General features: G+C 63.6%; 26 protein-coding genes and 1 pseudogene. 7 read left to right on the plus strand and 20 right to left on the minus strand.

From position 1 onward, the window contains the following. Positions 1–115 precede the first annotated feature (115 nt). On the minus strand, positions 116–781 hold the full coding sequence (locus AC1RUK_RS19455) for a tetratricopeptide repeat protein (protein WP_481839454.1): 666 nt from the start codon (positions 779–781) through the stop codon (positions 116–118). A 202-nt stretch (positions 782–983) separates the two neighbouring features. Between AC1RUK_RS19455 and AC1RUK_RS19460 the strand changes: the two genes are divergently transcribed. Then, positions 984–1,991, plus strand: coding sequence for a polysaccharide deacetylase family protein (locus AC1RUK_RS19460; protein WP_481834314.1), 1,008 nt, complete (start codon positions 984–986; stop codon positions 1,989–1,991). 21 nt (positions 1,992–2,012) lie between these two features. Here AC1RUK_RS19460 and sbmA read toward each other — a convergent pair whose 3' ends face one another. The 3 genes from sbmA to AC1RUK_RS19475 all read right to left on the minus strand — a co-directional run bounded on the left by sbmA (position 2,013) and on the right by AC1RUK_RS19475 (position 5,067). Next, a complete protein-coding gene (sbmA, locus tag AC1RUK_RS19465; protein WP_481834313.1) occupies positions 2,013–3,275 on the minus strand; it encodes a peptide antibiotic transporter SbmA in 1,263 nt (420 codons plus the stop codon). Between the two features lie 121 nt (positions 3,276–3,396). Beyond that, positions 3,397–4,557, minus strand: coding sequence for a YbfB/YjiJ family MFS transporter (locus AC1RUK_RS19470; RefSeq protein ID WP_481834312.1), 1,161 nt, complete (start codon positions 4,555–4,557; stop codon positions 3,397–3,399). A 306-nt stretch (positions 4,558–4,863) separates the two neighbouring features. After that, entirely contained in the window at positions 4,864–5,067 is a 204-nt protein-coding gene (locus AC1RUK_RS19475; protein ID WP_481834311.1) for a hypothetical protein, read from the minus strand. 99 nt (positions 5,068–5,166) lie between these two features. On the opposite strand from AC1RUK_RS19475, the gene AC1RUK_RS19480 reads away from it, so the two are divergent. From AC1RUK_RS19480 to AC1RUK_RS19490, 3 genes are all read left to right on the plus strand, one after another. After that, entirely contained in the window at positions 5,167–6,081 is a 915-nt protein-coding gene (locus tag AC1RUK_RS19480; RefSeq protein WP_481834310.1) for a LysR substrate-binding domain-containing protein, read from the plus strand. Positions 6,082–6,166: 85 nt separating this feature from the next. Beyond that, positions 6,167–7,423 (plus strand): aminopeptidase, encoded by a 1,257-nt coding sequence (locus tag AC1RUK_RS19485; RefSeq protein ID WP_481840080.1) that lies wholly within the window; start codon positions 6,167–6,169, stop codon positions 7,421–7,423. A 23-nt stretch (positions 7,424–7,446) separates the two neighbouring features. After that, positions 7,447–7,800, plus strand: a complete 354-nt coding sequence (locus tag AC1RUK_RS19490) for a DUF488 domain-containing protein (protein ID WP_481834308.1) — start codon at positions 7,447–7,449, stop codon at positions 7,798–7,800. Between the two features lie 54 nt (positions 7,801–7,854). Here AC1RUK_RS19490 and AC1RUK_RS19495 read toward each other — a convergent pair whose 3' ends face one another. Continuing rightward, positions 7,855–8,208 carry an ArsC family reductase gene (locus AC1RUK_RS19495; RefSeq protein ID WP_481834307.1) on the minus strand — a complete coding sequence of 118 codons (354 nt, stop codon included), beginning with the start codon at positions 8,206–8,208 and terminating at the stop codon, positions 7,855–7,857. Between the two features lie 177 nt (positions 8,209–8,385). Between AC1RUK_RS19495 and AC1RUK_RS19500 the strand changes: the two genes are divergently transcribed. Then, entirely contained in the window at positions 8,386–8,739 is a 354-nt protein-coding gene (locus AC1RUK_RS19500; RefSeq protein ID WP_481834306.1) for an ArsR/SmtB family transcription factor, read from the plus strand. Beyond that, positions 8,736–9,215 (plus strand): SRPBCC family protein, encoded by a 480-nt coding sequence (locus AC1RUK_RS19505; RefSeq protein WP_481834305.1) that lies wholly within the window; start codon positions 8,736–8,738, stop codon positions 9,213–9,215. Before AC1RUK_RS19500 ends, AC1RUK_RS19505 begins: the two co-directional genes overlap by 4 nt. An 81-nt stretch (positions 9,216–9,296) precedes the next feature. Here the strand turns inward: AC1RUK_RS19505 and AC1RUK_RS19510 are convergent, their stop codons facing one another. The 9 genes and pseudogenes from AC1RUK_RS19510 to AC1RUK_RS19550 form a co-directional block, all read right to left on the minus strand. Then, entirely contained in the window at positions 9,297–9,650 is a 354-nt protein-coding gene (locus AC1RUK_RS19510) for a SnoaL-like domain-containing protein (RefSeq protein ID WP_481834304.1), read from the minus strand. A gap of 425 nt (positions 9,651–10,075) precedes the next feature. Beyond that, a pseudogene (locus AC1RUK_RS19515) lies at positions 10,076–10,389 on the minus strand (immunity 53 family protein). A gap of 84 nt (positions 10,390–10,473) precedes the next feature. After that, entirely contained in the window at positions 10,474–11,457 is a 984-nt protein-coding gene (locus tag AC1RUK_RS19520; RefSeq protein ID WP_481834303.1) for a 2-dehydropantoate 2-reductase, read from the minus strand. Next, the gene (locus AC1RUK_RS19525) at positions 11,457–12,986 is read right to left on the minus strand and encodes an acyl--CoA ligase (RefSeq protein ID WP_481834302.1); all 1,530 of its coding nucleotides are present in this window, start codon (positions 12,984–12,986) and stop codon (positions 11,457–11,459) included. Before AC1RUK_RS19525 ends, AC1RUK_RS19520 begins: the two co-directional genes overlap by 1 nt. Before the next feature lie 77 nt (positions 12,987–13,063). After that, positions 13,064–14,650 (minus strand): gamma-glutamyltransferase, encoded by a 1,587-nt coding sequence (gene ggt / locus AC1RUK_RS19530; protein ID WP_481834301.1) that lies wholly within the window; start codon positions 14,648–14,650, stop codon positions 13,064–13,066. Between the two features lie 19 nt (positions 14,651–14,669). Next, positions 14,670–15,470 carry an ABC transporter permease gene (locus AC1RUK_RS19535; protein WP_481834300.1) on the minus strand — a complete coding sequence of 267 codons (801 nt, stop codon included), beginning with the start codon at positions 15,468–15,470 and terminating at the stop codon, positions 14,670–14,672. Further along, the gene (locus tag AC1RUK_RS19540; RefSeq protein WP_481834299.1) at positions 15,467–16,396 is read right to left on the minus strand and encodes an ABC transporter permease; all 930 of its coding nucleotides are present in this window, start codon (positions 16,394–16,396) and stop codon (positions 15,467–15,469) included. The genes AC1RUK_RS19535 and AC1RUK_RS19540 overlap by 4 nt, the downstream gene beginning before the upstream one ends. Then, positions 16,396–17,478: an ABC transporter ATP-binding protein gene (locus tag AC1RUK_RS19545; RefSeq protein WP_481839453.1), complete on the minus strand. Its 1,083-nt coding sequence runs from the start codon at positions 17,476–17,478 to the stop codon at positions 16,396–16,398. Before AC1RUK_RS19545 ends, AC1RUK_RS19540 begins: the two co-directional genes overlap by 1 nt. An 87-nt stretch (positions 17,479–17,565) precedes the next feature. Then, positions 17,566–18,606 carry an ABC transporter substrate-binding protein gene (locus AC1RUK_RS19550; RefSeq protein ID WP_481834298.1) on the minus strand — a complete coding sequence of 347 codons (1,041 nt, stop codon included), beginning with the start codon at positions 18,604–18,606 and terminating at the stop codon, positions 17,566–17,568. A gap of 218 nt (positions 18,607–18,824) precedes the next feature. Here AC1RUK_RS19550 and AC1RUK_RS19555 point away from each other — a divergent pair, with 218 nt between their 5' ends. After that, complete coding sequence (locus AC1RUK_RS19555) at positions 18,825–19,526, plus strand: GntR family transcriptional regulator (RefSeq protein WP_436171476.1); 702 nt, start codon at positions 18,825–18,827, stop codon at positions 19,524–19,526. A gap of 49 nt (positions 19,527–19,575) precedes the next feature. On the opposite strand, the gene AC1RUK_RS19560 is transcribed toward AC1RUK_RS19555, so the two are convergent. The 6 genes from AC1RUK_RS19560 to AC1RUK_RS19585 all read right to left on the minus strand — a co-directional run bounded on the left by AC1RUK_RS19560 (position 19,576) and on the right by AC1RUK_RS19585 (position 25,837). Next, entirely contained in the window at positions 19,576–21,003 is a 1,428-nt protein-coding gene (locus AC1RUK_RS19560) for an aldehyde dehydrogenase family protein (RefSeq protein WP_481834297.1), read from the minus strand. Between the two features lie 34 nt (positions 21,004–21,037). After that, positions 21,038–22,123 carry an ABC transporter ATP-binding protein gene (locus AC1RUK_RS19565; RefSeq protein WP_481834296.1) on the minus strand — a complete coding sequence of 362 codons (1,086 nt, stop codon included), beginning with the start codon at positions 22,121–22,123 and terminating at the stop codon, positions 21,038–21,040. Beyond that, positions 22,113–22,721 carry a cupin domain-containing protein gene (locus AC1RUK_RS19570; protein ID WP_481834295.1) on the minus strand — a complete coding sequence of 203 codons (609 nt, stop codon included), beginning with the start codon at positions 22,719–22,721 and terminating at the stop codon, positions 22,113–22,115. Before AC1RUK_RS19570 ends, AC1RUK_RS19565 begins: the two co-directional genes overlap by 11 nt. Before the next feature lie 301 nt (positions 22,722–23,022). Beyond that, positions 23,023–24,093: an ABC transporter substrate-binding protein gene (locus AC1RUK_RS19575; RefSeq protein ID WP_481834294.1), complete on the minus strand. Its 1,071-nt coding sequence runs from the start codon at positions 24,091–24,093 to the stop codon at positions 23,023–23,025. Between the two features lie 26 nt (positions 24,094–24,119). Then, complete coding sequence (locus tag AC1RUK_RS19580) at positions 24,120–24,953, minus strand: ABC transporter permease (RefSeq protein WP_481834293.1); 834 nt, start codon at positions 24,951–24,953, stop codon at positions 24,120–24,122. Then, the gene (locus AC1RUK_RS19585; protein WP_481834292.1) at positions 24,950–25,837 is read right to left on the minus strand and encodes an ABC transporter permease; all 888 of its coding nucleotides are present in this window, start codon (positions 25,835–25,837) and stop codon (positions 24,950–24,952) included. The genes AC1RUK_RS19580 and AC1RUK_RS19585 overlap by 4 nt, the downstream gene beginning before the upstream one ends. Between the last annotated feature and the right edge of the window lie 39 nt (positions 25,838–25,876).

Raw genomic sequence — 25,876 nt, forward strand, 5'->3', positions numbered from 1 at the left:
ACAAGGTCGAGGGATTTGGCGACGGACGTAGTGGTGCTACGTCCGAGCTGAAGCCCGAAGGATTTGGCCCAAACCAGCCTGGCAGAGCGATCCAATCTAGCCACATGTTGCTATATCACGACGCGCTGCCCGACCCGCGGATCAGCTCGGACATCAAGGTCGCCCGCTGGCGCGCATTGCGCGGGGCGCCGTCATCCGAGGCGATCTGGTCGAACAGTTTCAGCGCGTCCTGAGACTTGCCTTCCTTCCAGGCGGCAAGGCCGAGCGCCTCGCGCGCGGTGTGGCGCAGCGTGTTGGTGTCAGATGTCAGCGCCTCGACGCGGCTGGAGACGTCGGCGAAGGAGCCGTGGTCGACAAGCAAAAGTGCCGCCCTGAGGCGGGCCATGTCGCGTATGCCCGAGGGAATGGCGGTGTCGGCGGCAACGTCGTCGAAATCCTTGACGGCGGCGTCGACATCGCCCTTGTCGGCCTTGACGGTCGCGGCACGCATGCGGGCAAGCAGCGGATAGGCACCGTAGCCGTCCTTCTCCAGGGAATCGAGCGCAGCCAGCGCCTCGTCGCTCTTGCCATCATTGGCGAGCTTCAGCGCCTGCGAGAAAGCATCGCCCGAACGGTTGGCGCGGCTCTCGTCCCAATAGCGGTAGCCGACGACGGCAGCGGTGCCGAGCACCACCAGGATGGCAAGGACAAGCAGGGCCGGGCCGAAACGGTCCCACAGCGCCTGCGCCTGTTCGCGACGAATCTCTTCGTTGACTTCGCGGATAAAACTGTCGTCCGACATCATCAAAACCATTGCTGCCCCGGCCGGGGCGCTTCTTGAGCCCGCGTTTTAGCGAAATTTTGTCGGCATGGAAGGGGCTGGGCGGGAAAATCGGCGGATAGAGGTCCAGGCGCGGCAAAGAGCACCTCTGCGGGTGACCGTACCCGCGCCACATTTCGCCGCTAGCCGGTGCTCGACCTTCCGGATACCCAGACCTTTGCCGATGCCTCCTCTGTCCCGCGTTGTTGCGTCTTCCCTCGCCTTGCTGGCAACGGCCGGCACGGCTTTCGCCGATCCGCCGGCAGCACTGGCGCCGGCAAAGCCGAAGCAGGTCGTCATCATCTCGTTCGACAGCGCCCGCGACATTTCGCAATGGAAACGCAGCCGGGCGCTGGCTGAGCGCACCGGCGCCCATTTCACCTATTTTCTGTCCTGCGTCTTCCTGCTCTCGCCACAAACGCGCACAGAATACACCGCGCCCGGCAAGAGCGCCGGCAAATCGAACATCGGCTTTGCCGCCTCGAAGCAGGAGGTGGCCGACCGTCTGGAGCAGATCGGGCTGGCTGCCTCGGAAGGCCACGACATAGGCAGCCATGGCTGCGGTCATTTCGACGGCAAGGCCTGGAGCAAGGCCGACTGGCTCGCCGAGTTCGGCTCGTTCGAGCACATCCTCGAGAATGCCTATTCGATCAACGGCATTGCGGCCGAGCCATCGGGCTGGCGCGCTTTCGCGCGGCATGCGGTGGTCGGCTTTCGCGCGCCCTATCTGTCGGCGAACAAGGCGCTTTACGAGGCACTTCCCGCGGCCGGCTTCCAGTTCGACGCCAGCGGCGTCTCGAAAGGCCCGGCCCAGCCGCCGACAAGCAACGGCATCACGCGCTTTTCACTGCCGCAGATCCCAGAGGGTCCGAAGGCAAGACCGGTGATCGCCATGGACTACAATCTCTATGTCCGCCATTCCGGCGGCTTCGAGCGGCCGAGCATGGCGGGCGAGTTCACTGAGCGCACCTATCAAGCGTTCCGCGCCGCCTTCGACAGACAATATCAGGGCAAGCGTATCCCGCTGGAACTCGGCTTCCACTTCACGCTGATGAACGACGGCGCCTACTGGGACGCGCTGGAACGCTTTGCCCGCGAGGTCTGCGTCAAGGCCGATGTCGAATGCATCAGTTTCCGCGACTATGTCGCGCGGCAACGCGGTGGTGAAAGACAGGCGTCGGTGGGCGGCTGAGCCGCCCACACCTTCAAGGTATCAGGCCGGGTCCGGCTCCCGCACCTGCCGCTCGAGATAGCGCTGGTCGATGTCAGGAAGTGGTTCACCTGAGATTGTTGCCTCAAATGCACGTAGACGTTTATGGACCGACAGAAGTTCAACGATCGTGGACCAGGAATTGACGAGATACTGGAACGAGTTGGTCACTTGGCTGAAAGCTGAATTGATCTGATTGATGAGTCCCAGCGTCAAAGCTCCGGCAATTATGGAAGGAACCATCAAGAAAAGAGCAAATATATTGTTTGTCTGAAGATAAAGATAGCGCACCACATTAAAATAAACATAGTGAAAATAAAGTCGAAAGTAATTACTTCTAACGTTTGCAAACAACTCTGAAACTGTTTGTGGCTGCGCCCGGGACTGATCATCCTCGCCGTAGACGAGCTCCTTTCGATACGCAGCCTCGACACGCTGGTTGCGAAACTGCAAGCCGGGAAGCTTTATGCCGGCAGCAGAAATACACACGGTTCCGAATATTGCCCAAAAAATTGCTGCCAGAACCAGAGGCTGCGGAACATGGCCGACAAAAGGCAGTTCCGTGATGTGACTTGAGTAAGCGAGCAAGATTGGCATGAACGCTATCAACGTCATGATCGAATCAACGAAGCTGGTGCCGAGGTCTTCCATGATCCGGGAAAACCGCATTGTGTCTTCCTGCACGCGCTGGGCTGCACCCTCGATCTGGCGCAATCTGGGCCAATACGACATGTAATAGTTGTTCATCGCGGTGCGCCACCTAAACACCCAGTGGCTGACAAAGAAGTTAGTCAACACCAGCACCGTGACGGCCACGAGGGCGATGCCGAGGAAAGTTATTATTTGCGCATAAAGGTCGCTTTCTGTCGCCTTTACGCTTTTGCTGACGATGCCTTGTATGAGGTCCCAAAATGGCCCGTACCAGGCATTGATCGCGACGCTCACCTGCACCTGAAAATAGGTCGTAAACAGGAGCAGCGAACTGCCTAGGATCGACCAGCGATCCCATGGGTGCGGGGAATACAGATGCCAGAAAGCGTAAAAGAGCAGCACACCAAGCGCAAAGTAGATGTAGAACCAAAGGAATGGAGGCGACCAGAACACTGAAACGCCAATGATCTGCGGCGCGTCCGCTGCGGCGGGGGGCAATCCGATCAGAGCGCCGAGGTGATCACCGCCCAGAAACCACACGGCCACCATGACCGCGCTCCATAGGACCGCCGAGGTGAAAAACAGCTTCGGCTGCGGGAAAAAGGATACGAACACTGTGGCGGGTTCCTCGGTCGAATCGCAAATCAGCGAGGTTGCTGTCAGCGGGCATAAGTTCACACATTAGAGGGAAAGAAAATGCCCGTGCCCGATGCCCGGCACCGAGCAAGCCCACAAATCATGGCGATTTTGGCGCAGCCGACCACGCAATCAAACCGGACGCCAAAAGGATGACGGCCGCCATGATCGAAGCGAGCACGTAATTGCCGGACGCCTGGGCCAGCAGCCCGGCGGCGATTGGGCCGATGATCTGGCCAATACCGAAGGCGGCCGTCATCATCGCCAGGATACGGCGTGGCGCCTGCGGAACCAGCTGTCTTGCCGTCTGCAGGCCGAGCGCGGTGAGAGCGATGAAGGTGCCGCCGAGCAGGACGCCGGCCAGTAGTGGCCCGGCATGGCCGCCGACGGCGACACTGGCGGTGACGCCGACCACCTCGATGAGGCAGGCCAAGGCGTAGGCCGCGTAGAGCCCGACCTTTGCAGCGACCCTCTGCCAGAGCCACAGCGAAGGAAAACCGGCAAGGCCGGTGACCATCCAGACCGCTGCCTCGAAGACGCGCCCGCTACCGCCCTGGCGGACGATGGCGACCAGGAACGTCGCCGTCACCACATAGCCGAAACCGAACAGGCCGTAGGCAACGATCATCTTCAGCAGCGGCCTGTGCTTCGGCAGCGGCGGCTCGCGGCCAGCGATGCCGTTGGCGGTCGAGATGGAGCCGACCAGCCAGGCGACGAGCACCAGGCCGCAAGCGGAAATCACCGCCGACCACAGCCAGCCCGCCGCCCAGCCGGCATGGTCGGTGACGAGAACGGCCATCAGCGCCGAGGAGGCGGCGATGCCCAGGCCGACGCCGCCGAAATGCAGCGCCTGCAGGTCGTTGCGGTCGGCCCGGATGAGATGGCTGAAGACGATGCTCGACATGAACACCATGACGAAGGCGCTGGCCAGGCCGGCAAGAAGGCGGATGACAAGGAAAGCGGCCATGGTTTCGCTGAACCCCATCAGCCCGGCAAGCACGGCGCTGGCGGCAAGGCTCGACAGCATCAGCAGGCGCTCGCGCCCATGTGCCCAGCCGCCGGCTGCGGCCAGCGCGCCGACGAGGTAGCCGAGATAGTTGGCGGACGCGATCCAGCCGGCATCCGCCGGCGTCAGGCCAAGCTCTTCCATCATGCCGGGCAGGATCGGCGTGTAGACGAAACGGCCGATACCCATGGCGACAGCCATGGCGACCATGCCAGCGATGGCGAGGCGCAGTGGCGATGGCGAGGCAGCTTTCATTGCAGCGCACAATAAATGCGCGCGCTGGTGAAACAATCCGCTTGGGTTGGGCCAGCGTGGCTGTGCCGGCAACGACCATCTGCTCCGTAGCGGACGATTTTCGGCGTCGCGCCGCCCCTTATCCGCCTGCCGGCACCTTCTCCCCGTATAGAGACGGGGAGAAGGGTCTGGCTGCAACCTCGGCTCGATTTTCTGCAACGCCGACGAATGGCGAAACCATCGATGACAGCGTCCTTCTCCCCGTGATTATACGGGGAGAAGTGCCCGGCAGGGCGATGAGGGGCGGCGCGCCAAGGTCAAGCGATCTTAACGGCAGCCAACCGAAGCGGTCTCGTAGGCAGTGCGCCGCGCCGTCAGGCGGAACGGCATGTCGCCCAGTTCACGCTCCGACATAGTGTCGAGCACCGGGTGCGACAGTGGGTCGATAACCCAGCGGGCGATCTCGTCATGGCGCGGGTCTTGTCCCGCTCCGGAGACGGAAAAGACTTTTAGCAATGATAAAATCTTCATCGTCTTTGCCCTCCAAGATCTGGCTTGCCTCCATAAACTCTGCCTTTCCATCCAGTATTTCAATTGAGATTTCGGCCATATCAGTTTAGAAAAACTCAAATGGCTATGCTGAACCGCGTCCACCTCAACGGCCTGCGCGCCGTGGAAACCGTTGCCCGGCTGGGCTCGCTGGCGGCCGCGGCGGCCGAACTCAATGTTTCCGTCAGCGCCGTCAGCCAGCAGATCAAGCGCACCGAAAAGCAGCTCGGCCAGGCGCTGTTCGAACGGACGCCGGGCGGACTGGTTCCAACGGAGTTCGGAACTGTCTTCACGGCCCGCCTGGGTGCGGGTTTTCGCGAGCTTGCGCAGGCGGTGGCGCTGGCCGACGAGGCCAACCAATGCACGCTGGTGGTGTCGGTCGCGCCAGCCTTTGCCTCGAAATGGCTGCTGCCCAGGCTGTCGCGGCATTTTGCCCGGCATCCGAACGTGCTGCTGCGCATCGACGCTTCGGGTCGGATTGCCAATCTCGACCATTCCGACATCGACATCGGCATCCGGATGGGTGACGGCAAATGGCCGGGCGTTCGCTCGGAACTGCTGCTGGCGCAGCAGGTCTTCCCGGTCTGCGCGCCGTCGATTGCGGCCAAGCTCAGGTCGATCGAGGATCTGGCGCAGACCTGCGCGATCACCGACGAGCGGTCGATGATCAGCTGGGACAGCTGGTTCGAAGCGGCGGGCGTCGAGCCCGTCACCTTCCTCAAGGGCGCGCGCTTCACCGACCCAATGCTTTGCCTGGAATCGGCGATTGCCGGCCATGGCGTGATGCTGGCCTGGCAATTGCTGACGGCCGACGCTCTCACCGACGGCCGGCTGGTGGCGCCCTTCGGCGTGCGCGCCGAGAGCGGCCTGGGCTATTGGATGGTGACCTCGGCGACCAAGGCCGAAAGCCGCAAGGTGCGCGATTTCAAGGCCTGGATCCGCGAAGAGATCGACGCGACCATGGCGCAGTTCCGGACGCTCGACAGCGCCGCCTGAGCCTGGTCCACCGCAATGCAGTGGACCAGGACAGCGGCACCGGTCTAAGTATGGATCAGACCCCCACATCACGGCAGGCAGGATCATGACCACACATTCGCGCGGCGTTTCCGCAACGATCGACCCGGTGAAGCTCGACAGGCTGGCCGAGGTCGCCATCAAGGTCGGGCTGCAATTGCAGCCGGGGCAGGATCTGGTGCTGACCTCGTCGATCGCGGCCCTGCCCTTGACGCGGCGCATCGTCGAGCATGCCTACAAGGCCGGCGCCGGGCTGGTGACGCCGATCTTCAACGACGACGAGATCACGCTGGCGCGCTTCCGCCATGGCGCCGACGCCGGCTTCGACCGCGCCGCCGGCTGGCTCTATGAGGGCATGGCCAAGGCCTTCGCCGGCAATGCGGCGCGACTCGCCGTGCGTGGCGAGGACCCATCGCTGCTTTCGGCGCAGGATCCTTCGAAGGTAGCGCGGGCCAATAAGGCGAATTCCATGGCCTACCAGCCGGCGCTGGAAAAAATCACCGGCTTCGACATCAACTGGAACATCGTCGCCTATCCCGATCTCGCCTGGGCCAAGCAGGTGTTTCCCGATGACGCCGACGACGTCGCGGTGGCAAAACTCGCCGACGCCATCTTCGCCGCCTCGCGCGTCGACGTGGAAGATCCGATCGGCAACTGGACGGCGCACAATGCGGCCCTGCGCAGCCGCACAGAATGGTTGAACGGCCACAATTTCCATGCGCTGCATTTCACCGGGCCGGGCACTGACCTCACCGTCGGACTGGCCGACGGCCATGAATGGATGGGCGGCGCCTCGACCGCCAAGAACGGCGTCACCTGCAACCCAAACATCCCGACCGAAGAGGTGTTCACCACGCCGCATGCAAGGCGCGTCTCGGGCCACGTCTCCTCGACCAAGCCGCTCTCCTACCAGGGCACGCTGATCGACGAGATATCGGTGCGCTTCGAAGAAGGCAGGATCGTCGAGGCCAAGGCTTCGAAGGGCGAAGACGTGCTGAAGAAGGTGCTGGACACCGACGAAGGCTCGCGCCGGCTCGGCGAAGTGGCGCTGGTGCCGCATTCCTCGCCGATCTCGGCCAGCGGCCTGTTGTTCTTCAATACGCTGTTCGACGAGAACGCCGCCTGCCATATCGCACTCGGACAATGCTATTCGAAGTGCTTCGTCGACGGCGCCTCGCTCAGCCAGGACGAGATCGCCCAGCGCGGTGGCAACAAGAGTTTTATCCACATCGACTGGATGATCGGCTCGGACAAGATCGACATAGACGGCGTAGCCAAGGACGGCAGCCGCGTGCCGGTGATGCGCAAGGGCGAATGGGCCTGAGGGATTGCACTGCGGAGGGCTTGATGGCCTTCGATGTTGCGGTGAAGCGTGTCTACGAGGGGCCCGAGAAGTCTGATGGGCAGCGGGTGCTGGTTGATCGCATCTGGCCGCGCGGCGTCGGCAAAAAGGATGCCGCGCTGACGCTGTGGTTGAAGGAGATCGCGCCGAGTGACGAACTGCGCAAATGGTTTGGGCACGAGCCCGAGCGTTGGGCGGAGTTTCAGAAGCGGTATAGCGCCGAGCTTGATGGCAATGGCGAGGCAGTTGGGGAACTGCGCGCTTTGCTTCGTGAAGGCAAGGTGACGCTGCTCTACGGCGCGCATGACGAGGTTCACAACAATGCGGTGGCGCTGGCGGGGTACCTACGTCGCGGTTGACGCCTCCGGAATTCTCAAAAGCCGGCGCGAAAGATCGGCGGGAGGAGGGTCGCTTTACCGCGCTCCCACCGTCGCCTGATAAACATCCGGCTTGAACCCAACCAGGATGCGGTCGCCAACCTCAAGCACCGGCCGCTTGATCATCGTCGGCTTGGCCAGCATCAGCGCCTTGGCCTTCTTCTCGTCGAGCGATCCCTTCTCCTTGTCCGACAGTTCGCGAAACGTCGTGCTCGCCTTGTTGAGCAGGACTTCCCAGCCGACCTTGCCGACCCAGTCGTTGAGCCGGTCCGCGTCCAGCCCCTCGGCCCTGTAGTCGTGAAAACGATAAGCTACATCATTCCCTTCCAGCCAGACGCGCGCCTTCTTGATCGTGTCGCAATTGGTGATGCCATACATGGTGGTCGTCAAAACAGAACCTCGGAACGATGGATTTGCGAATCTGACGGCAAGCTAGGCCCGCCCTGCCTGCTTTGCCAATGGCCTTGTCAGCACCTGCGAATTTCTGTCTTGCCAATACTAAGGAATTTTCCTAAGTATCTTGCGAAGCGCCTGTAGTGGTGCGCGATCCGCAAGAAGGGAAGACGTATGAGCCTGCAGACGGCAACTCCCAGCCCGCCGCCGGTCGACGGCATTTTTCGCGCACTCGCCGATCCGACGCGCCGTCTTGTGGTGGAGCGGCTGAACCGGAGCCCGGCCTCGGTCAGCGAGCTGGCGGAGCCTTTCGATATGGCACTGCCCTCATTCATCGAGCACCTCAAGGTGCTGGAAGGCTGCGGGCTGGTGCGCTCGGAAAAGGCCGGCCGCGTCAGGACCTACCGGCTCTCGCCCGAACCGCTGAAGCTCGCGGAAAACTGGCTCACCGAACAGCGCGCGCTGTGGGAGCGCCGCCTCGACCAGTTCGACGCCTATGTCATGACCCTCAAGGAGAAAGAAAAGTGAGCTATCCGTTCAAGCCAGACCCCAGACTGGACCTCATGCTGGAGCGCGTCGTCGACGCGCCACCCGAATTGTTGTGGCGCGCCTGGACGACGCCGGGGCATGTCAAGCAATGGTTCACGCCGAAGCCGTGGATCATCACCGCCTGCGAAATCGACCTCAGGCCGGGCGGACTGTTCAGGACCCGCATGCAGTCGCCGGATGGCAAGGAAGTCAACGACCGCCATTGCTGCTATCTCGAAATCGTGCCGAACGAACGGCTGGTGTGGACCGATGCGCTGCTGCCGGGTTACCGGCCGTCGGGAGAACCCTTCATCACCGCGGTGATTTCCTTCCAGCCGGAAGGCCAGGCGACGCGCTACACCGCGACCGCCATCCATCGCGACGAGGCGACGCGCAACAACCATGAAGAGATGGGTTTTTACGACGGCTGGGGCACGGTGGCCGACCAGCTTGCCGACTATGTGAAGACGATTTGAGCTTCTCGCATGGCGGCCAGGGCATCGTCCTGGCCGCCCAATTTTAAATCATGCGGCGAAGTGAGCCGGAAGCCGGTGGCCTCAATAGTAGAAGCGCTCTTCGGTAATCTTGCCGTTCTTGACCGTGTACAGGCCAACCTCATCCATGGTGACGCGCTCGCCCGTAGCCTTGGGCGTTATGTCAAACTTGAAGCGGACCGCGAACTGGTAGCCGTTGACATAGGGGCCCTCGACCGCACCGCCATGGACCTCGTGGTTCTCTTGCCACCACTGGCCCTTCTGCTTGACGGCGTCCTTGCCTTCGCAGACGGCCATCGGCCCTTCCATGGCTTCGTAGCTAACGACGTTGTCGGCATTGTACTTCTCAGCAGCAGCTTCGTTGTTGCCTTGCTTGAGGAGCTCTGTGAAATCCTTGGCAATTTCCGCGGTGGTCATATGTGTTCCTCCTGTTCAGACGCTTTCCAAGTAGGGAACCGCTTGCTGGCCTGCCACCGTCGCCCCGCCGATAGCTGACAAGTCCTGTCAGGATGGACGGACTATCTGCGGATTATGTGACGATGGTTTGAGATGCTCAAAAAAGCGGCCAAACCGTCGTCCCGCTGATATCGCCTACCTGCCACCACTACCGCTCTACGCGGACCTTGCATGAAGACGGTGAAAGACGTCATCGGCAAGGATGCACCGTTCATTCGATGGGACAGGTCCGGTGGAGCCCTTGGGCCCGGCGAACTAGGGCACTCAGTCTTAATTGAGCGCGTTCTAATGTGCTCATAGATTGATCAGCGCGGGGAATTGGTTGCCACCACCCGCAGTGGCCGGTGCGGCGCGCCCCCAAGGAGCCCCCGTTGCACCGGCCATTCCTACGGCTGGGTAGCGCCTAGCGAATTTTGCGTAGCCCACTCTCGGAACTTTTCAAGAAGCGAACGAAGGTGGAGTGGGCCGCCCGCGCCATGAAACGCGTTGTCCTCCGTCCAGCACGCCCACCAGTCGGTTTCGTGTTCGTAGTTGTGCGTGATCAGATCAATGGTCCGCCCGTCGCAGTCCGTCCCTGCAAGGTCGATTTTAATGACCAGCCCGGGTTATCGATGGTGCTGATCGAAGGACCAAACCCATGCTCCCAATCCCCATCGCATTGAGCTTCATACCAGCGGGCCAACCAATCGAGAACGTCCATCCAGCTAAGCTACCGGACCGGTTTCAGCATGGGAAGAAGGCTTTCGATAAAGGCGGGTTTGTCAAATATATAGTCGCCCGAGAACTATGCCTGATAGCACCCGCGCTCGATGGCGAGGCGGCGCACCAGCGCCAGCACGCTGTCGATGGTCGGCGTCGGCTGGCCGATCAGCCGTCCCAGCTCTTGCACGGCCGTGACCAGCGCGTCGATCTCCATCGGGCGACCGCGCTCGAGATCCTGCAGCATCGAGGTCTTGTGCTCGCCGACATCGCCGGCGCCCTTGATGCGCCGGTCGACCGCGACGGGGAAGCGCACGCCGAGGCTTTCGCCGATTGCCTGCGCTTCCAGCATCATGGCGCGGGCAAGCGCGCGCGTCGCCTCGTCGGCGACGATTGCCGCGAGCGTGCCGCCGGTCAGCGCCGAGATCGGGTTGAAGGAGAGATTGCCCCAGAGCTTCACCCAGATCTCGCCGCGGATGTCGTCGCGAACCGGCGCCTGTAAGCCCGCAGCGACCAACTCCTTGGCGAGCCGTGTGACACGCTCGCTCTTTTCGCCGGATGGCTCGCCGAGCGAGAAGCGCGTGCCTTCGACATGGCGGATCAGTCCGGGCGCGTCGACCTCGGCGGCGGGATAGACAACGGAGCCGATGACGCGCTCCGGCCCGAGACGCTGCCAGATCGTGCCGCCGGGATCTACGGCCTGGATGCGTGTGTCTTCGAGCGCGCCGCCGGCCTTGTAGAAATACCACCAGGGCACGCCGTTCTGCATGGTGACGACGGCGGTGTCAGGCCCAAGCAGTGGCGCGATCTGGTCGAGCGCCGGGCCGACCGAATGGGCTTTCAAGGCAAGCACAACATAGTCCTGCACGCCGAGTTCTTCGGCGCGCGCAGCGGCCCTGACCGGAGCAACGGATTCATCGCCGTCCTCGATCAGGCGGAGTCCACTTGCCTTGATCGCATCGAGATGCGCGCCGCGTGCCACGATCGACAGATCGACCTTGCCGGCGATCGCGAGCCTGGCGGCGAGATAGCCGCCGATGGCGCCGGCGCCGAAAACGGTGACGCGCATCAGCCGAGACCGAGTTTTGCCGCAAGGCCGATGCGTTGCAATTTTCCGGTCGCGCCCTTGGGGATTTCGTCGAGGATGAGAACCTTGCGCGGCACCTTGAAATCGGCGAGGTGCGTCGCGGCAAAGGAGCGGATGTCGGCTTCGCTGGCGCTCAGGCCTTCGCGCAGCACGACCGCCGCCGCCACCTCTTCGCCCAGCTTGTCATGCGGCATGGCGAAGGTGACGACCTGCGCCACGGCCGGATGATCCATCAGCACGCTATCGACCTCGAGCGGCGAGATTTTTTCGCCACCGCGATTGATGATCTCCTTCAGCCGGCCGGTAACGCGCAGATAGCCGTCCTCGTCGAGCACGCCCTGATCGCCGGTGTGAAACCAGCCATGGGCGAAGGCACTGGCGTTGGCGTCCGGGTTCTTCTCATAGCCGGCCGTAACATTGGGGCCACGAATGACGATTTCGCCGGTCTCGCCGGCTTCGAGCAAGCGCCCATCGAGAGCCATGACCGCGACCTCCGGCCCGGCGGCTGCGCCGACGCTGCCCGGCTTGCGCTGGCCGGGGGGCAGGCGGTTGGACGCCATCTGATGCGCGGCCTCGGTCATGCCGTAGGATTCGATCACCGGACAGCCGAAGGTCGCTTCGAGCTCGGCCATCACCTGCGCCGGCAGCGAGGCCGAGGACGAGCGGATGAAGCGCAGCGGTGCCGCGGCCAGCGCATCGGCATTGCGCGCGGCGCGCGGCAGGATCGCCTGATGCATGGTGGGCACCGCCGTGTACCAGTTCGGTCTCGCCTCGTTCAGCCAATGGAAGAAGCGCAGAGCGTTGAAGCCCGGCGTGCAGAAGACGCTGCCGCCGGCGGCGAGCGAGGACAGCACCGCCGCGATCAGCCCGTGGATGTGGAACAGTGGCATGATGTTGAGGCAGCGATCGCCGGCGGTCAGGCCCAGCGTTGCGCCGATATGGGCGGCCGAGGCGGCGAGGTTGGCATGGCTGAGCGGCACCAGCTTGGGGCGCGAGGTGGTGCCCGAGGTGTGCAGCAGCAGTGCGATGTCGCCATCCTCCGCCAGCCCGGACGAAACAGACTGACCGACCGGTTCACCCTCGATGCTGAAGCTTCCGGCCGGCGCATCGTTTTGCGCCACGAGCCTCAGCACGCGGATGCCAAGGCGCTCGGCAACGCCGACCGCCGGACCGTTTTCGTCCTCGGCGACCAGGATCGCCTTGGCGCCGATGTCGGAGAGATAGAAATCGAGTTCGTCGGCCCGGTAGGCGGGGTTGAGCGGCGCCGTCGAAGCGGCGGACGCCACCGCGACGAAGGCCGTCGCCATTTCCGGTCCGTTGGGCAGCACGATGGCCACTCGGCCGCCACGGCCGAGACCCAGCGCATTGAGCCGCACCGCCGTCTCGCGGATCAGGCGGCGCAACCCGCCATGCGTGAGGGTTGTCAGATCGGGTGCCGAAATCGCCGGCGCATCCTCTGCGCCGGGGGCGAGGCGGTGGGCGAGGTCTATTGCGTCAGCTTTATTGGTCATCGTCACCGACTATCTTTCCAACCTGCAAAAATCCAGCCGGAGGGCAGCACACTCTCGTGAGCCGGCTGGAGAATCCATCAATATCCGAGCGCCATTCCATCCTTGCGCGGGTCGGACGCGCCGGTCAGCGTTCCCTTCTCCCAGTCGATCAGCACCGCCTGCCCGCCGCCCAGCGGGTGATCGGGCTCCGTCACCTGATGGCCACGGCTGCGCAGACCCTCGACCGCATCGGCGCGGACGCTTCGTTCCGCCTCGACGACGTCCTTGTTGTAGAAGACGCGCGGCGCGTCCAGCGCCTGCTGCGGGTCCATGCCGAAATCGACCATGTTGGTGAGGAGATGGACATGGCCGAAGGGCTGGTAGCCGCCGCCCATGACGCCGAACGGCATCACCGCGCGGCCATTCCTCGTCATCATGCCGGGCATGATCGTGTGCATCGGCCGCTTGCCGGGCGCGATGCAATTGGGGTGGTTCGGATCGAGCCGGAAGCTGCAGCCGCGGTTCTGCAGCACGATGCCGGTCTTCGGGCCAACCACGCCGCTGCCGAAGGAATAATAGGTCGAGTTGATGAAGCTCACCGCATTCAGATCGCGATCGACGACGGAGATGTAGACCGTGTCACTGCCCGGCAAATCGAGGCGCGGCAGATGCGTCATCGCGCGCTCGCGGTTGATCGCGGCGCGCAGCCTGTCGGCATAGGTGGCAGACAGAAGCTCCTTCACCGGCACCGCGACATGGTCCTGGTCGGCAAGCAGATTGTCGCGATCCCTGTAGGCCAGCCGCCCCGCCTCGATCTCCAGGTGCAGGCGCTCGGCGCCGTTGGGGTCGAGCGCGCCGAGCTCGAAGCCGGAGAGCACATTCAGCATCAGCAGCGCCGTCAGCCCCTGATTGTTCGGCGGCATCTGATGGATGCCGTAGCCGCCATAGGAGGTGCCGACCGGCGTCGTGTAGTCGCCCTTTGTCGCGGCGAAGTCATCGAGCGTATGCAGACCGCCCAACTGGCGCAGCCGGCCGACAATGTCCTCGGCCGTGGCGCCTTCGTAGAAACCGGCGCGACCGGTCTTGGCGATGATGCGCAACGTTTCGGCGAGCTCCGGCTGGCGGTGGACGTCGCCCGGCTTGGGCGGCTTACCGCCGGGCAGGAAGATGCGTGCCGCCGCCTCGTCGAGCGATAGATCGGTCTCCGGATCCTCCCAGTCGAAAGCGACGCGGTCGTGCACGACATAGCCGTTTTCGGCATAGTGGATGGCGGGCGCCAACGCGTCGCCTATGCCCTTGCGGCCATGGTCCTCCAAGAGCCGGCACCAAGCGTCGACGGCGCCCGGCACGGTGACCGCGTGCGGACCTTGCTTCGGCAACTCGCTGAAGCCGTTCTCCAGATACCAGTCGACGGTCGCGGCGGCAGGCGCCCGACCCGAACCGTTGAAGGCCAGCACCTCGCCTTGGCCTTTCGGGCAATAGAGGACAAAACAGTCGCCGCCGATGCCGGTCGACTGCGGCTCGACCACCGCCTGGACGGCGGCGGCACAGACGGCCGCGTCCATGGCGTTGCCGCCGGAGCGCAGCATGTCGATGGCGGCAAGCGTCGCGAGCGGATGCGAGGTTGCGGCCATCGCCTCGGTGGCACGGACCGGCGAGCGGCCTGGAAACTGGAAATCACGCATGCTTTGTGGACATCCCTGCTTAACGCCTGCGGCCGAAAATCTGCGCGGCGGACAACAAAACGATCGATAGCACGATCAGGCAAGTCGAAATGGCGGCGATGGTCGGATCGATCTGGTCGCGCAGCGCATTGAACATGCGGCGCGTCAGCGTCGTGGTCTCGCCGCCCGAAATGAACAGCGACACGACCACTTCGTCGAAGGAGGTGATGAAGGCAAACAGCGCGCCCGACACGATCGAGAAGCGTATCTGCGGCATCGTCACCTGGCGAAAGGCAGAGAAGCGGTTGGCGCCAAGGCTGCGCGCCACCTTCTCCTGGTTCATGTCGTAGGACCTCAAGCCGGAAAGCACGGTCAGCACCACCAGCGGCAGAGCCTGCACCGTGTGCGCGATGACGAGGCCGGTCAGTGTGTTGTTGAGGCCGATGCGCGCGTAGAGGAAGAAGGTGCCGATGCCGATGAGGATCACCGGAATGATCAGCGAAGCGGTCAGCAGTGCGTTGATGGCGCCTGTCATTCGCAGAGTGCCGATGTTGATGGCGTAGGCGGCGGCGGTCCCGAGCGGCGTCGCCACGATCATCGTCATGACCGCGACTTTGACCGAGACGATGGTGGCATCGCGCCATTCCACCGAGCCGAAATAGCTCTCATACCAGCGCAGCGACCATTGCTCAGGCGGGAATTGCAGCAGCGTCGAGCTGGAAAAGGACATGATGACGATGATGACCGACGGCGCGATCAGAAACAGCAACACAAGGCCGCCGAGCGCATAGAGCCAGAGGCGTTGCCGGTGCGAGATGGGCAGGCCGGTTTGCGTGCTCATCGCGAGCTCCACACGCCGGTGGCGCGCGCGCCGAGCAGCCGCTGGAAGAGGCCGAGCAGCGCCAGGGTGACGGCCAGCAGCACGACGCCGAGCGCGGCACCCGCACCCCAGTTGGAATAGAGGCTGGTGGTCTGCTCCATGCGCATCGCCCACATGATGACCTTGCCGCCGCCCATCAGTGCCGGCATGACAAAGAAGCCGAGGCAGAGCACGAAGACAATGACCACGCCGGAGGCGAGGCCGGGAAGCGACAGCGGAAAGAATATCTGGCGGAAAGTGGCGGCCGGGCTGGCGCCCAGATTCATGCCAGCGCGCAGGCAGTCGGTGTCGATGGTCTTCATCGAGGCATAGAGCGGCAGCACCAGGAACGGCAGCATGATGTGCGTCATGCCGATGACGACGCCGGCAAAATTGTTGGCGAGCGGCAGCGGCTGGCTGATGACGCCGAGGTCGATCAGCCAGCTGTTGATCAGGCCCTTGCGCTGCAGGATGACCAGCCAGGCATAGGTGCGCACCAGCACCGAGGTCCAGAACGGCAGGAGGACGAAGATCAGGCAGATCGACGCCGCCCGTCGCGGCAGTTGCGACAGCATGTAGGCCAGCGGATAGCCCAGCAGCACGCAAGCACCCGTAACGACGAAGGCGACCTTGAAGGTGGTGATGAAGGTCCTGATGTAGGAGGCCTGCTCGAAGAAGCGCGCATAGTTGGCAGCGCTGAGCGTCCCGCTTTCATCGAACATCGACAGCCAGAAAAGCCAGCCGATCGGGATGATGATGACGGTGAAGACGAGCAGCAGGCCGGGCGACAACAGTGCCAGAAGCCCGAACGATTCCCGACGCGCATCGGCACGCAGAGCATCGGCGTTGAGCGTCCCGACCAAGCTGCCGGCACTGGCGTCGTGAAGGCGTGCGGATTGCATGCTCATCAGTCCGCCGCCACCAGCACCACGTCCTCGGCATCGATGCCGAGATTGACCGGCTCGCCGGGTCTTGGCAGCTTCGCCAGCACGTCGCTGCGGCAATAGTCGCGCAGCGTCACCTGGCGGCCGTCGCGCAGCACCGCGTAGCAGACGAAACTGTCGCCCTGATAGATGACGTCCCCGACCGTCGCCGGGATCACATTGACGCTGCCCGTCGGTTCGGCGTCGGCGACCAGGCGCAGCTTTTCCGGCCGCACCACCATCAGGTGACTGCCGGAGGACGGCGCCACCGCGGTCATGCGGATCTTCCTGTCCTCGTACCAGACGCTGCCATTGCGGCATTCGACCGGAATGAAGTTGGAGTCGCCGATGAAGCCGGCGACGAACCGGGTCTGCGGCCTGGCGTATAGCACTTCGGGGCGGTCGATCTGCTCGATGCGCCCGGCATTCATGACGGCGATGCGATCCGACATGGTGATCGCCTCACGCTGGTCGTGCGTGACATAGACGGTGGTCATGCCGAGCCGGCGGTGCAGGTTGCGCAATTCGATCTGCATGTGCTCGCGCAGCCCCTTGTCGAGCGCCGACAGGGGCTCGTCCATCAGCACGATGCGCGGCTCGAAGACGATGGCGCGGGCGAGTGCCACACGCTGGCGTTGACCGCCCGAAAGCTGGTCGACGCGGCGCTCGCCCAGACCTTTCAGCTGGACGAGATCGAGTGCCTTTTCGACACGCTCAGCCATGTCGGCAGCGGACACGCGGCGCTGCTTCAGCGGAAAGGCGATGTTGTGGAAGACGTTCATGTGCGGGAACAGCGCGTAGTTCTGGAACACCATGCCGATGTTGCGCCTGTGCGGCGGCGTGGTGATGATCTCCTCGCTGCCGACCTTGATGCTTCCGGAATTTGCCCTGACGAAGCCGGCCAGGATCATCAACAGCGTCGTCTTTCCAGAGCCGGAAGGACCGAGCAGCGTCAGGAATTCGCCGGCCGCGACATCGAGCGACAGGTCGCGCAGCACCGAGACGGCGCCGAACCGTTTTTCGATGCCGCTGATGCCGATGGGAAGCGCGGACGGCGCAATGGACAAAAGCATCTCCCTGGGCTCCGGATCATTGATGGCGCAGACGGAATGGAGCAGCGCCTCGGCGCCGCTCCGTTCCATCAGGCTGCCTGTCTACTGCTGGACCAGATTGTTGAACTTCTCCGTCGCCTCGACCAGCGTGTCGCGCCAGAATTCGGGATCTTGCAGGACCTGCTTCTTGACGTTCTCGGGCGATGAATTGATGTCCTTGATCCGCTCCGGCGGGATCTTGCCGGTCTCGAAAGCCTTCTCGTTGGCCGGCCCGTTGTCGACATAGAGCGGCAGATTGGCCTGGAGGTCAGGGCTGACGAATTTGGCCAGCGCCTTCATGGCGATGTCCTTGTTCTTCGAGCCTTTTGGGATGACCATGCAGTCGGCGGTGAGAACGCCCTGGTCGAAGGAGAAGCTGACCGGCGCGCCTTCCTTCTTCAAGGTGCCGGCACGACCGTTCCAGATGCTCGCCATGTCGACTTCGCCGTCCTTGACCAACTGCATGGCCTGCGCGCCGGAGGTCCACCAGGCATCGACATGGCCACGGATCTTGTCGACGGATTTGAGCGCGCCGTCGATGTCGACCGGATAGACCTTGTCGATCGGAATTCCCTCGGCGAGCGCGGCAACGCTCAGGGTCTCGGTCGCCTGGGCGCCGCTCAGCGCGCGGCGGCCCGGGAACTTTTCGACGTTCCAGAAATCGGCCCAGGTCTTCGGTCCCTTGTCGCCGAAGACGTCGGTCCGATAGATCAGCACGACTGAGGTATAGGAGATGCCGACCCAGTCGTCATGGACGAGCTTCGGGTTGATGCCGCTCTTGTCGATGACGTTGTAGTCGAGCTTCTCGAACAGGCCTTCCTTGGAGCCGCGCGCGCATTCGTCGGCGCCGAGTTCGGTGATGTCCCATTTGACGGCATTGCCGGTGACCTGCAGGCGGACATCGTCGAGGCCGTTGGTGGTGTCTTCCTTGATGGTGATGCCGAGTGCGTCAGCCGTCGGCTTGAAGAAGGCCTTGGTCTGCGCCTCCTGATAGGTGCCGCCCCATGAGGCGACGGTGATCGTATCGGCGGCCAATGCCGGAACCGCCGCCGACGCCAGCAGCCCCGCGAGCGCCAGGCTGTGAATGCAAGAGATCTTGGTCATTTTCGCTTCTCCAACCGGTGTTCCCATTATCGTTGATTTGGTATGCGAATTTGTATACAATTTTGAGTGTAGCCCGCCGAAGGCCGATGTCAACACAGGCATGCGTTTTTTCGCGGCAGAAAATGGGGGCGTCAGTTCAGGGCTTTTAGACCTTCTCGAAACGTCTGCTAAAAGGCTCTAGATTGCGAATCCATGACAGACCGTTGGAGGCGGGACGCTTGAGCAAGGAGAGGAAGAACACGCTGCGCGACTCGGTCTTCGAGTCGCTGAAGGCGTTGATCATCACTGGGCAGATTCCGCCCGGCGCCCGGGTGACGGAGAACGACATGGCGGCGCGCCTGAACGTCAGCCGCACCCCAGTGCGCGAAGCCTTCAACCGGCTCGAGCGCGACGGGCTGGTGATCGGCCGGCCGCGCCAGGGCTATGTGGTGACGGAATTCAACCTGACCATGTTCCGCGAAGCTTTCGACATTCGCGAAATGCTGGATGGCCGCGCAACAGAGCTCGCCGCCGCCAACGCGACCGCGGCCGACAAGGCGCGGCTTCGCGACATGCTTGCCGAATGCGAGCGGCTGGCGGCGATCCCCGACCGCAGCACCAGGGAGCAATTCGAGGAGCTGCAGGTCGGCATCGACCTGCATCGCGTCATCGCCGAGATCGGCGGCAACGAGATGCTGCACGGCATGGTGTGCGGCATCCTCGACAAGTGCCAGCAATATGTGTGGACGGAACTTTTGTGGCTCGACGAGTGGCAGCTCACCCGCGAGGAGCACACCGGCATCGTCGATGCGATCTGTGCGGGTGACGTTGCGCTGGCAGGCGATCGCGCCCGCGCGCATGTGCGTGGGTCGCGTGAGAACATCCTGCGCCTGCTGCAGGCCAAATCAGACTATCAGGGGTTTTTCGCCAAGGCCTCATGAAGGTTGCTTCCCGGCGCATCGCGTGCGCCGGGAGAGCAGTTGGTCAGCCTCAGGCGCCGTAGCCGATGATGCCCTTGACCTCGAGGAAGTCGTGGATGGCCCAGTCGGCATACTCGCGGCCGTTGCCCGACTGCTTGTAGCCGCCGAACGGCGCGAACGTATCCCACTCCGGATAGTTGATCGACACCTGGCCGGCGCGCAGGCGTGCGGCCACTTTGCGCGCACGCTCGATATCCTGCGACTGCACATAGGCGGCGAGCCCGTAGACGGTGTCGTTGGCGATCTTCACCGCCTCGTCCTCGTCATTGTAGGAAATGACCGACAGCACCGGCCCAAAAATCTCTTCCTTCTCGACGGTCATGCCCGGCGTGACGTGGCCGAACACGGTCGGGCGCACATAGTAGCCGCGATTGAGGTGCTCCGGCCGGCCGGGGCCGCCGGTGACGAGCGTCGCGCCTTCCTTGATGCCGGCCTCGATCAGCCGCTGGATCTTGTCGAACTGGATGTTGGAGACGACCGGTCCGAGCTTGGTCTCTTCCGAGCGCGGATCGCCGACCGTGTGGGCTTCGGCTGCTGTCTTGGCGATGGCCAGCGCCTCGTCGTGGCGGCCGGCCGGCACCAGCATACGCGTCGGCGCATCACAGGACTGGCCGCTGTTGCCAAAACAGGCGTTGACGCCCTGGCGCACGGCGGCCTCGAAGTCGGCATCCGGCAGCACGATGTTGGCCGACTTGCCGCCAAGCTCCTGCGCGACGCGCTTGACCGTCTCGGCCGCCGTCTTGGCGACGATGATGCCGGCCCGGGTCGAGCCGGTGAAGGAGACCATGTCGACATCCAGATGGCCGGTCATGACCTGGCCGACATCCGGGCCGGTGCCGTTGATCATGTTGTAGACGCCCTTCGGCGTGCCCGCGGCTTCCATCACTTCCGAGAAGACGATGCCGCTGATCGGCGCGATCTCGGACGGCTTCAGCACCACGGTGCAGCCGGCGGCGATGGCCGGCGCCACCTTGCAGACGATCTGGTTGAGCGGCCAGTTCCATGGCGTGATCAGCGCGCAGACGCCGATCGGCTCTTTGACCACCATGGTGCCGCCGCGCTTCTCCGAGAAATCGTAATCCTCCAGCGCCTTGATGGTGGCTTCCATATGCGCCCTGCCCGCCCAGGCCTGGGCTTCGCGCGCCCAGGTGATCGGCGCGCCCATCTCCTGGCTGACGGCCTGGGCGATGTCCTCGTAGCGCTCATTGTAGACTTCGAGGATGCGCTTCAGAAGCTTCAGGCGTTCGGCCTTGCTGGTCTGCGAGAAGGAGGGGAAGGCCGCCTTGGCGGCAGCGACCGCCTTGTCGACATCGGCCTTGGAGCCAACGGAAATCTTGGTGTAGGCCTCCTCGGTCGAAGGGTCGATCACGTCCAGCGTCGCTGGCACGACCGGTGCCACCCATTTGCCGTCGATGAAAAAGTTCAGGTGATTGCTCATGGTAGGGCTCCGTTATCTGGAAATGGCGAGAAGATTAGCTGGAGAGCATCGGGCAGTTGGCGCCACGGCGCAGGCTGATGTGCGCCACGTCGCCGACGCTGAACTGAAAACCCTCGGCCCGGCGCGGCGCATCGATCACCACCGGCATCCCCTGCCCCAGTTCGGCATGCAGACGCAAGGTGCGGCCGTGGAAGACGATGCTGTTGACCCGCGCCGGCGCGGTGCCGGAGGCTGCTTCGGTTGCCACCAGCAGATCCTCCGGACGCACGCCGATGGTGCGCACAGAACCTTCGCCCGGTGCCTCGCCGGTTTCCGACACGGCCTCCAGCGGCAAGGCGCCTGCGGTGAAACGCAGACGGTCGCCGTCGCGGCCGACAAAGCGCGACTGCAACAGGTTCATGGTGCCGATGAAGCTGGCGACGAATTTGGTGGCGGGCCGGTCGTAGAGCGTCGCCGGCGGCGCGATCTGCTCGATGCAGCCCTTGTTCATGACGACGATGCGATCGGAGATCGACAGCGCCTCGGTCTGGTCGTGGGTGACCATGACGAAGGTGGTGCCGAGCCTTGACTGAAGGCGCTTCAGTTCGACCTGCATCTGTTCGCGCAGATGCGCGTCGAGCGCCGACAGCGGCTCGTCGAGCAAAAGCACGCGCGGCTCGCAGACAATGGCGCGAGCGAGTGCAACGCGCTGGCGCTGGCCGCCCGACAGTTCGGAGACCCGGGCGCCGATCTTGTCGGCGAGGCCGACCATGTCGAGCGCTTCTCCGACGCGCTTGGCCTGTTCGGTTCCGGACAGCTTGCGCAACGACAGGCCGAAGCCGACATTTTCGGCGACGTTCATGTGTGGAAACAGCGCGTAGTCCTGGAACACGGTGTTGACCGGGCGGTCGAACGGCCGGAGCGCGGTGATGTCGCGACCTTCGAGCAGCACCTTGCCGCTCGACGGGCTCTCGAAACCGGCGATCACCCTGAGGCTGGTGGTCTTGCCGCAGCCGGAGGGCCCAAGCAAGGTCAGGAACTCGCCGCGGGCGATATCCAGGTCGACGGTATCCAGCCCGACGATGCCGCCGGGGAAAATCTTCGAAACCGCATCCAGCCGGACGAGTGGATCAGGCGCCATCGCGAACCTCGGACGGTTTTGTCGTGTTGACCCAGAGGATCTGGCAGCGCTCGGCACCCGGATTGCGGAAGGCGTGCAGAAGCGTGCTCTTGAACGCAAAACTGTCGCCGGTCTTCAGCGCATAGGTGGTCGAATCCACCACCAGCTCGACCTCGCCCGACAGGACATAACCAAATTCATGGCCGGCATGGGCATAGGCCTCGGCGGTACCACCGCCGGCCTCGACGCTCACCAGCATGCCGGTCAGCGTGGCGGCCGGCGGCGACAGCAGCGCCTTGGCGATGCCTTCCGACTTGACCGGGATCTGCCGCCGGCTGCCGGCGCGCACGCAATAGAGATCGTTGACCGCATCGTTGCCGTCGGCGATCAGCGCCGACGGTTCGATGTCCAAAGCGGCGGCGAGCGGCCAGATCACTTTGACCCTGAGTGAGGACATGCCGCGCTCGATCTGGCTGAGCGCGCCGATCGACACGCCGGCCTTGGCGGCAAGCTCGGCCAGAGACAGGTTGCGCTCGAGCCTCAGCGCCCGCACGCGCCGGCCGACCCGCACATCGGCATCGTCCTTCGGCCTGTCGGCCGCCTCGTCCAGCATGTCCATCCGTTCGTCCTCGTTGCAGTACTTCAGCAGGCGCCCGAAGGGCCGGCTTCAGGGTTGGATTCGCACTTTACAGGCGTCGGTGCCGCCCCTCACCTGCCTGCCGGCATCCTCTCCCCGTATGGTGACGGGGAGAGGGACGCTCTCATCGCGGATTTCGCCAATTGCCAGCGTTGCAGAAGAGCGCCGAGGTCGCACCCAGCCTCCTTCTCCCCGTCAATTACGGGGAGAAGGTGCCGGCAGGCGGATGAGGGGCGGCGCAAACTTCGCCAATTGGTCGTCTCCATCACGAGAGGCCGAAAACTCAACCGCCCGCCTTCACCTTCTCGAACATCTTGGCGAGGTCGTCATTCTGTTTCATTGGCCCGGTGAAGACGGTGGTCTTCAGCATCACCTCCGGGTCGGACGGCAGCTGCAGTTTGTCCAGCTCCTCCTTCGGCACGGCGGCGAAGGCCGAGCTGGTCGAGCTGCCATAGCCATAGGCCTGGATCAGGTATTTGCCCGAATCCGTCTCCAGCCGGCTGTTGATGAAGTCATAGGCGAGGTCGACGTTCTTGGCGTCCTTCAGTATGACGAAGCCGCAGGACCAGGTCAGCATGCCTTCCTTCGGCTTCATGAACTCGACCGGCACGCCCTGCTTCTTCAGCGAGGTGGCCGACGCGTTCCAGGTCATGGCGGCGACCAGCTGACCGCTGGCCAGCGCCTGCTCCACCGAGGTCATGTCGGTGGTGTAGTTGGAAAGCAGCGGGCGCTGCTCGCGCAACTTCTCCGCCACCTTGTCCATTTGCTCCGGCGTCATGTCGAACGGATTGACGCCGGCGAGAAGTGCCGCCACGACAGGCGTGTCATGCACGGCGTCGATCGTCGCCATGCGGCCGGCATACTGCTTGTCCCACAGCAGGTTCCAACTGGCTTCCGGGTTCTTCACCAGGTCGGTGCGGTAGAGGATCGAGGTGTTGCCCCAGTCCCACGGCACCATCCAGACCTTGCCGTCGCCGGCCTGCAAATCGGGCAGGTTCTTGAACACGGGGAAGATCGAATCCCAGTTCTTGATGCGCTTGGTGTCGATCGGCTGCAGCAGGCCTTCCTTGTTCCAGCGCGCCACCTTGTCGTAGCAGGGATGCGCGATGTCGGGGCGGAAACCGGCCTTGACCTTGGTGAAGGCGTCGTCGTCATCGCCGAAGATCGAGGCCTCGACGCCATCGGGATGCGCTGCAAGGAAGCTCTTGTTGAATTCGGGCAGTTCATAGCCCGACCAGGTGAAGTATTGCAGCTTGTCGGCAGCCAACGCGACGGTCGACGAAAGCGCCAATGCGAGTGCGGCAAGGCCGGCGCGGGCCTTGTGTCCGGCGAGCGATTTCAGGTGGAATGCCATTTTCGTTCTCCTCTTCGTTGTTATGGTCAGGCTGGATTGGCGGCGGCTGTCCGGCGGGCCGTACCGAGCCCGCGGTGGCGCAAAATTTCGGCGAGGGCAGCGATGACGAAGGACACGACCAGGATCGCCGTGCCCAGCGCCATGACGGTCGGCAGCGACCGCGGAAAGCGCAGCTGGCTCCAGATGTAGAGCGGCAGCGTCGGCTCGGTGCCGGCGAGGAAGAAAACGACGATGAACTCGTCGAAGGACGTCAGGAAAGCCAGCATGAAGGCCGACAGCACCGCCGGCAGGCTGAGCGGCAGCATGACGCGCCGGAACGTCGTCCAGTCGGAGGCACCGAGATCGAGTGCTGCCTCGCGGATGGTTTTGGGGATGGCGGCGAAGCGGCTGCGCATCACGACCACGGTCGTCGGCAGCGCCACCAATATGTGGCCGAGCACGATGGCGATGCGCGACGGGCCGAAGCCGACGAGGTTGACCAGGATCAGCAGCGATATGCCGACGATGACGCCGGGAATGAGAATCGGCAGCCGGGCGATGGCGCTGATGGTGGCGGCCAGCGGCGAGCGACCGTAGAGATCCATGTAGGAGACGGTGATGCCGCAGAGCGTGGCGCCGGAAGCGGCTATCGCCGCGATGACGAGGCTGTTGGCGAGCGCGCCCGACAGTGCCGGATTGCCGTAGAGCGTCGCGTACCACTGCAGCGTGAAGCCTTGCAGCGGAAACGCCGCCTGGATCGAATCGTTGAAGGAAAACAGCGGGATCAGCAGGATCGGCAGATAGAGGAAGACCAGATAGGCAAGCACATAGGCGCCGAGCCAGCGGCCGCCTGCATTGGCCTCGGTGCGCGTCGTGCTCATATGCGGCTGCCAAATCTGCGGTCGGCGCCGCGCGCCACCAGGACCACGCAGAGGATGACCAGCATGACGCAGACCGAAAGGGCGGCGCCGAACGGCCAGTCATTGGCCTTGCCGAACTCGGACTGGATCAGCGAGCCGATCATGGTGCTGGTCGGGCCGCCGACCATGGCCGGCGTGACATAGTCGCCGACCGTCGGCACGAAGACGACGAGGGCTGCCGCCAGCACGCCCGGCATCGAGTTCGGCAGCACGACGCGGCGGAAAGAGGTGAAGGGTCTGGCGCCAAGATCCGATGCGGCTTCGAGCAGCGATTTCGGGATGGTATCCAGTGCCACATAGATGGGCAGGATGGCGAAGGGCGCGTAGGCGTGCGCAAGCGTGACGACGACCGCGGCCGGCGTGTTGAGGAAGGCCAGTGTCGGCTCCGACCAGATGCCGCTTTCGATCAGCGCCGAGTTCAGCACGCCATTATAGGCGAGCACGATCTTCCAGGCGAAGACGCGCAGCAGATAGCTGGTCCAGAACGGCAGCGTCACCAGGAACAGCAGCAGGCCGCGCCGCCGCCCGGCATGGAAGGCAAGATAATAGGCGACCGGATAGGCGGTCACCACCGTGGCAAGCGTCACCAGGCCGGCGATCGCCAGCGAGCGCAGCGTCACTGTCCAGTAGAGCGGATCGGACGCTACCGTGGCGAAGTTCGCGATGGTCAGGCCGGCGCCGAGCAGCGACCCGTCATTGCCGCGAAAGGCGAGGAAGAGGACGAGGCCGAGGGCAAACAGGATGAGGAAGAACGTGACCAGCCCGCCCGGCAGCAACATCGCGAAGCGGAAAGCCGGTGAGGACCGGGATTCCGGCAGCGACTGCCCTGCTGCGATGGTCGACATCGAATTGTCCAACAGAATTATGAAATCGGGTTAACTTTT

It is taken from the genome of Mesorhizobium monacense (assembly GCF_056781675.1).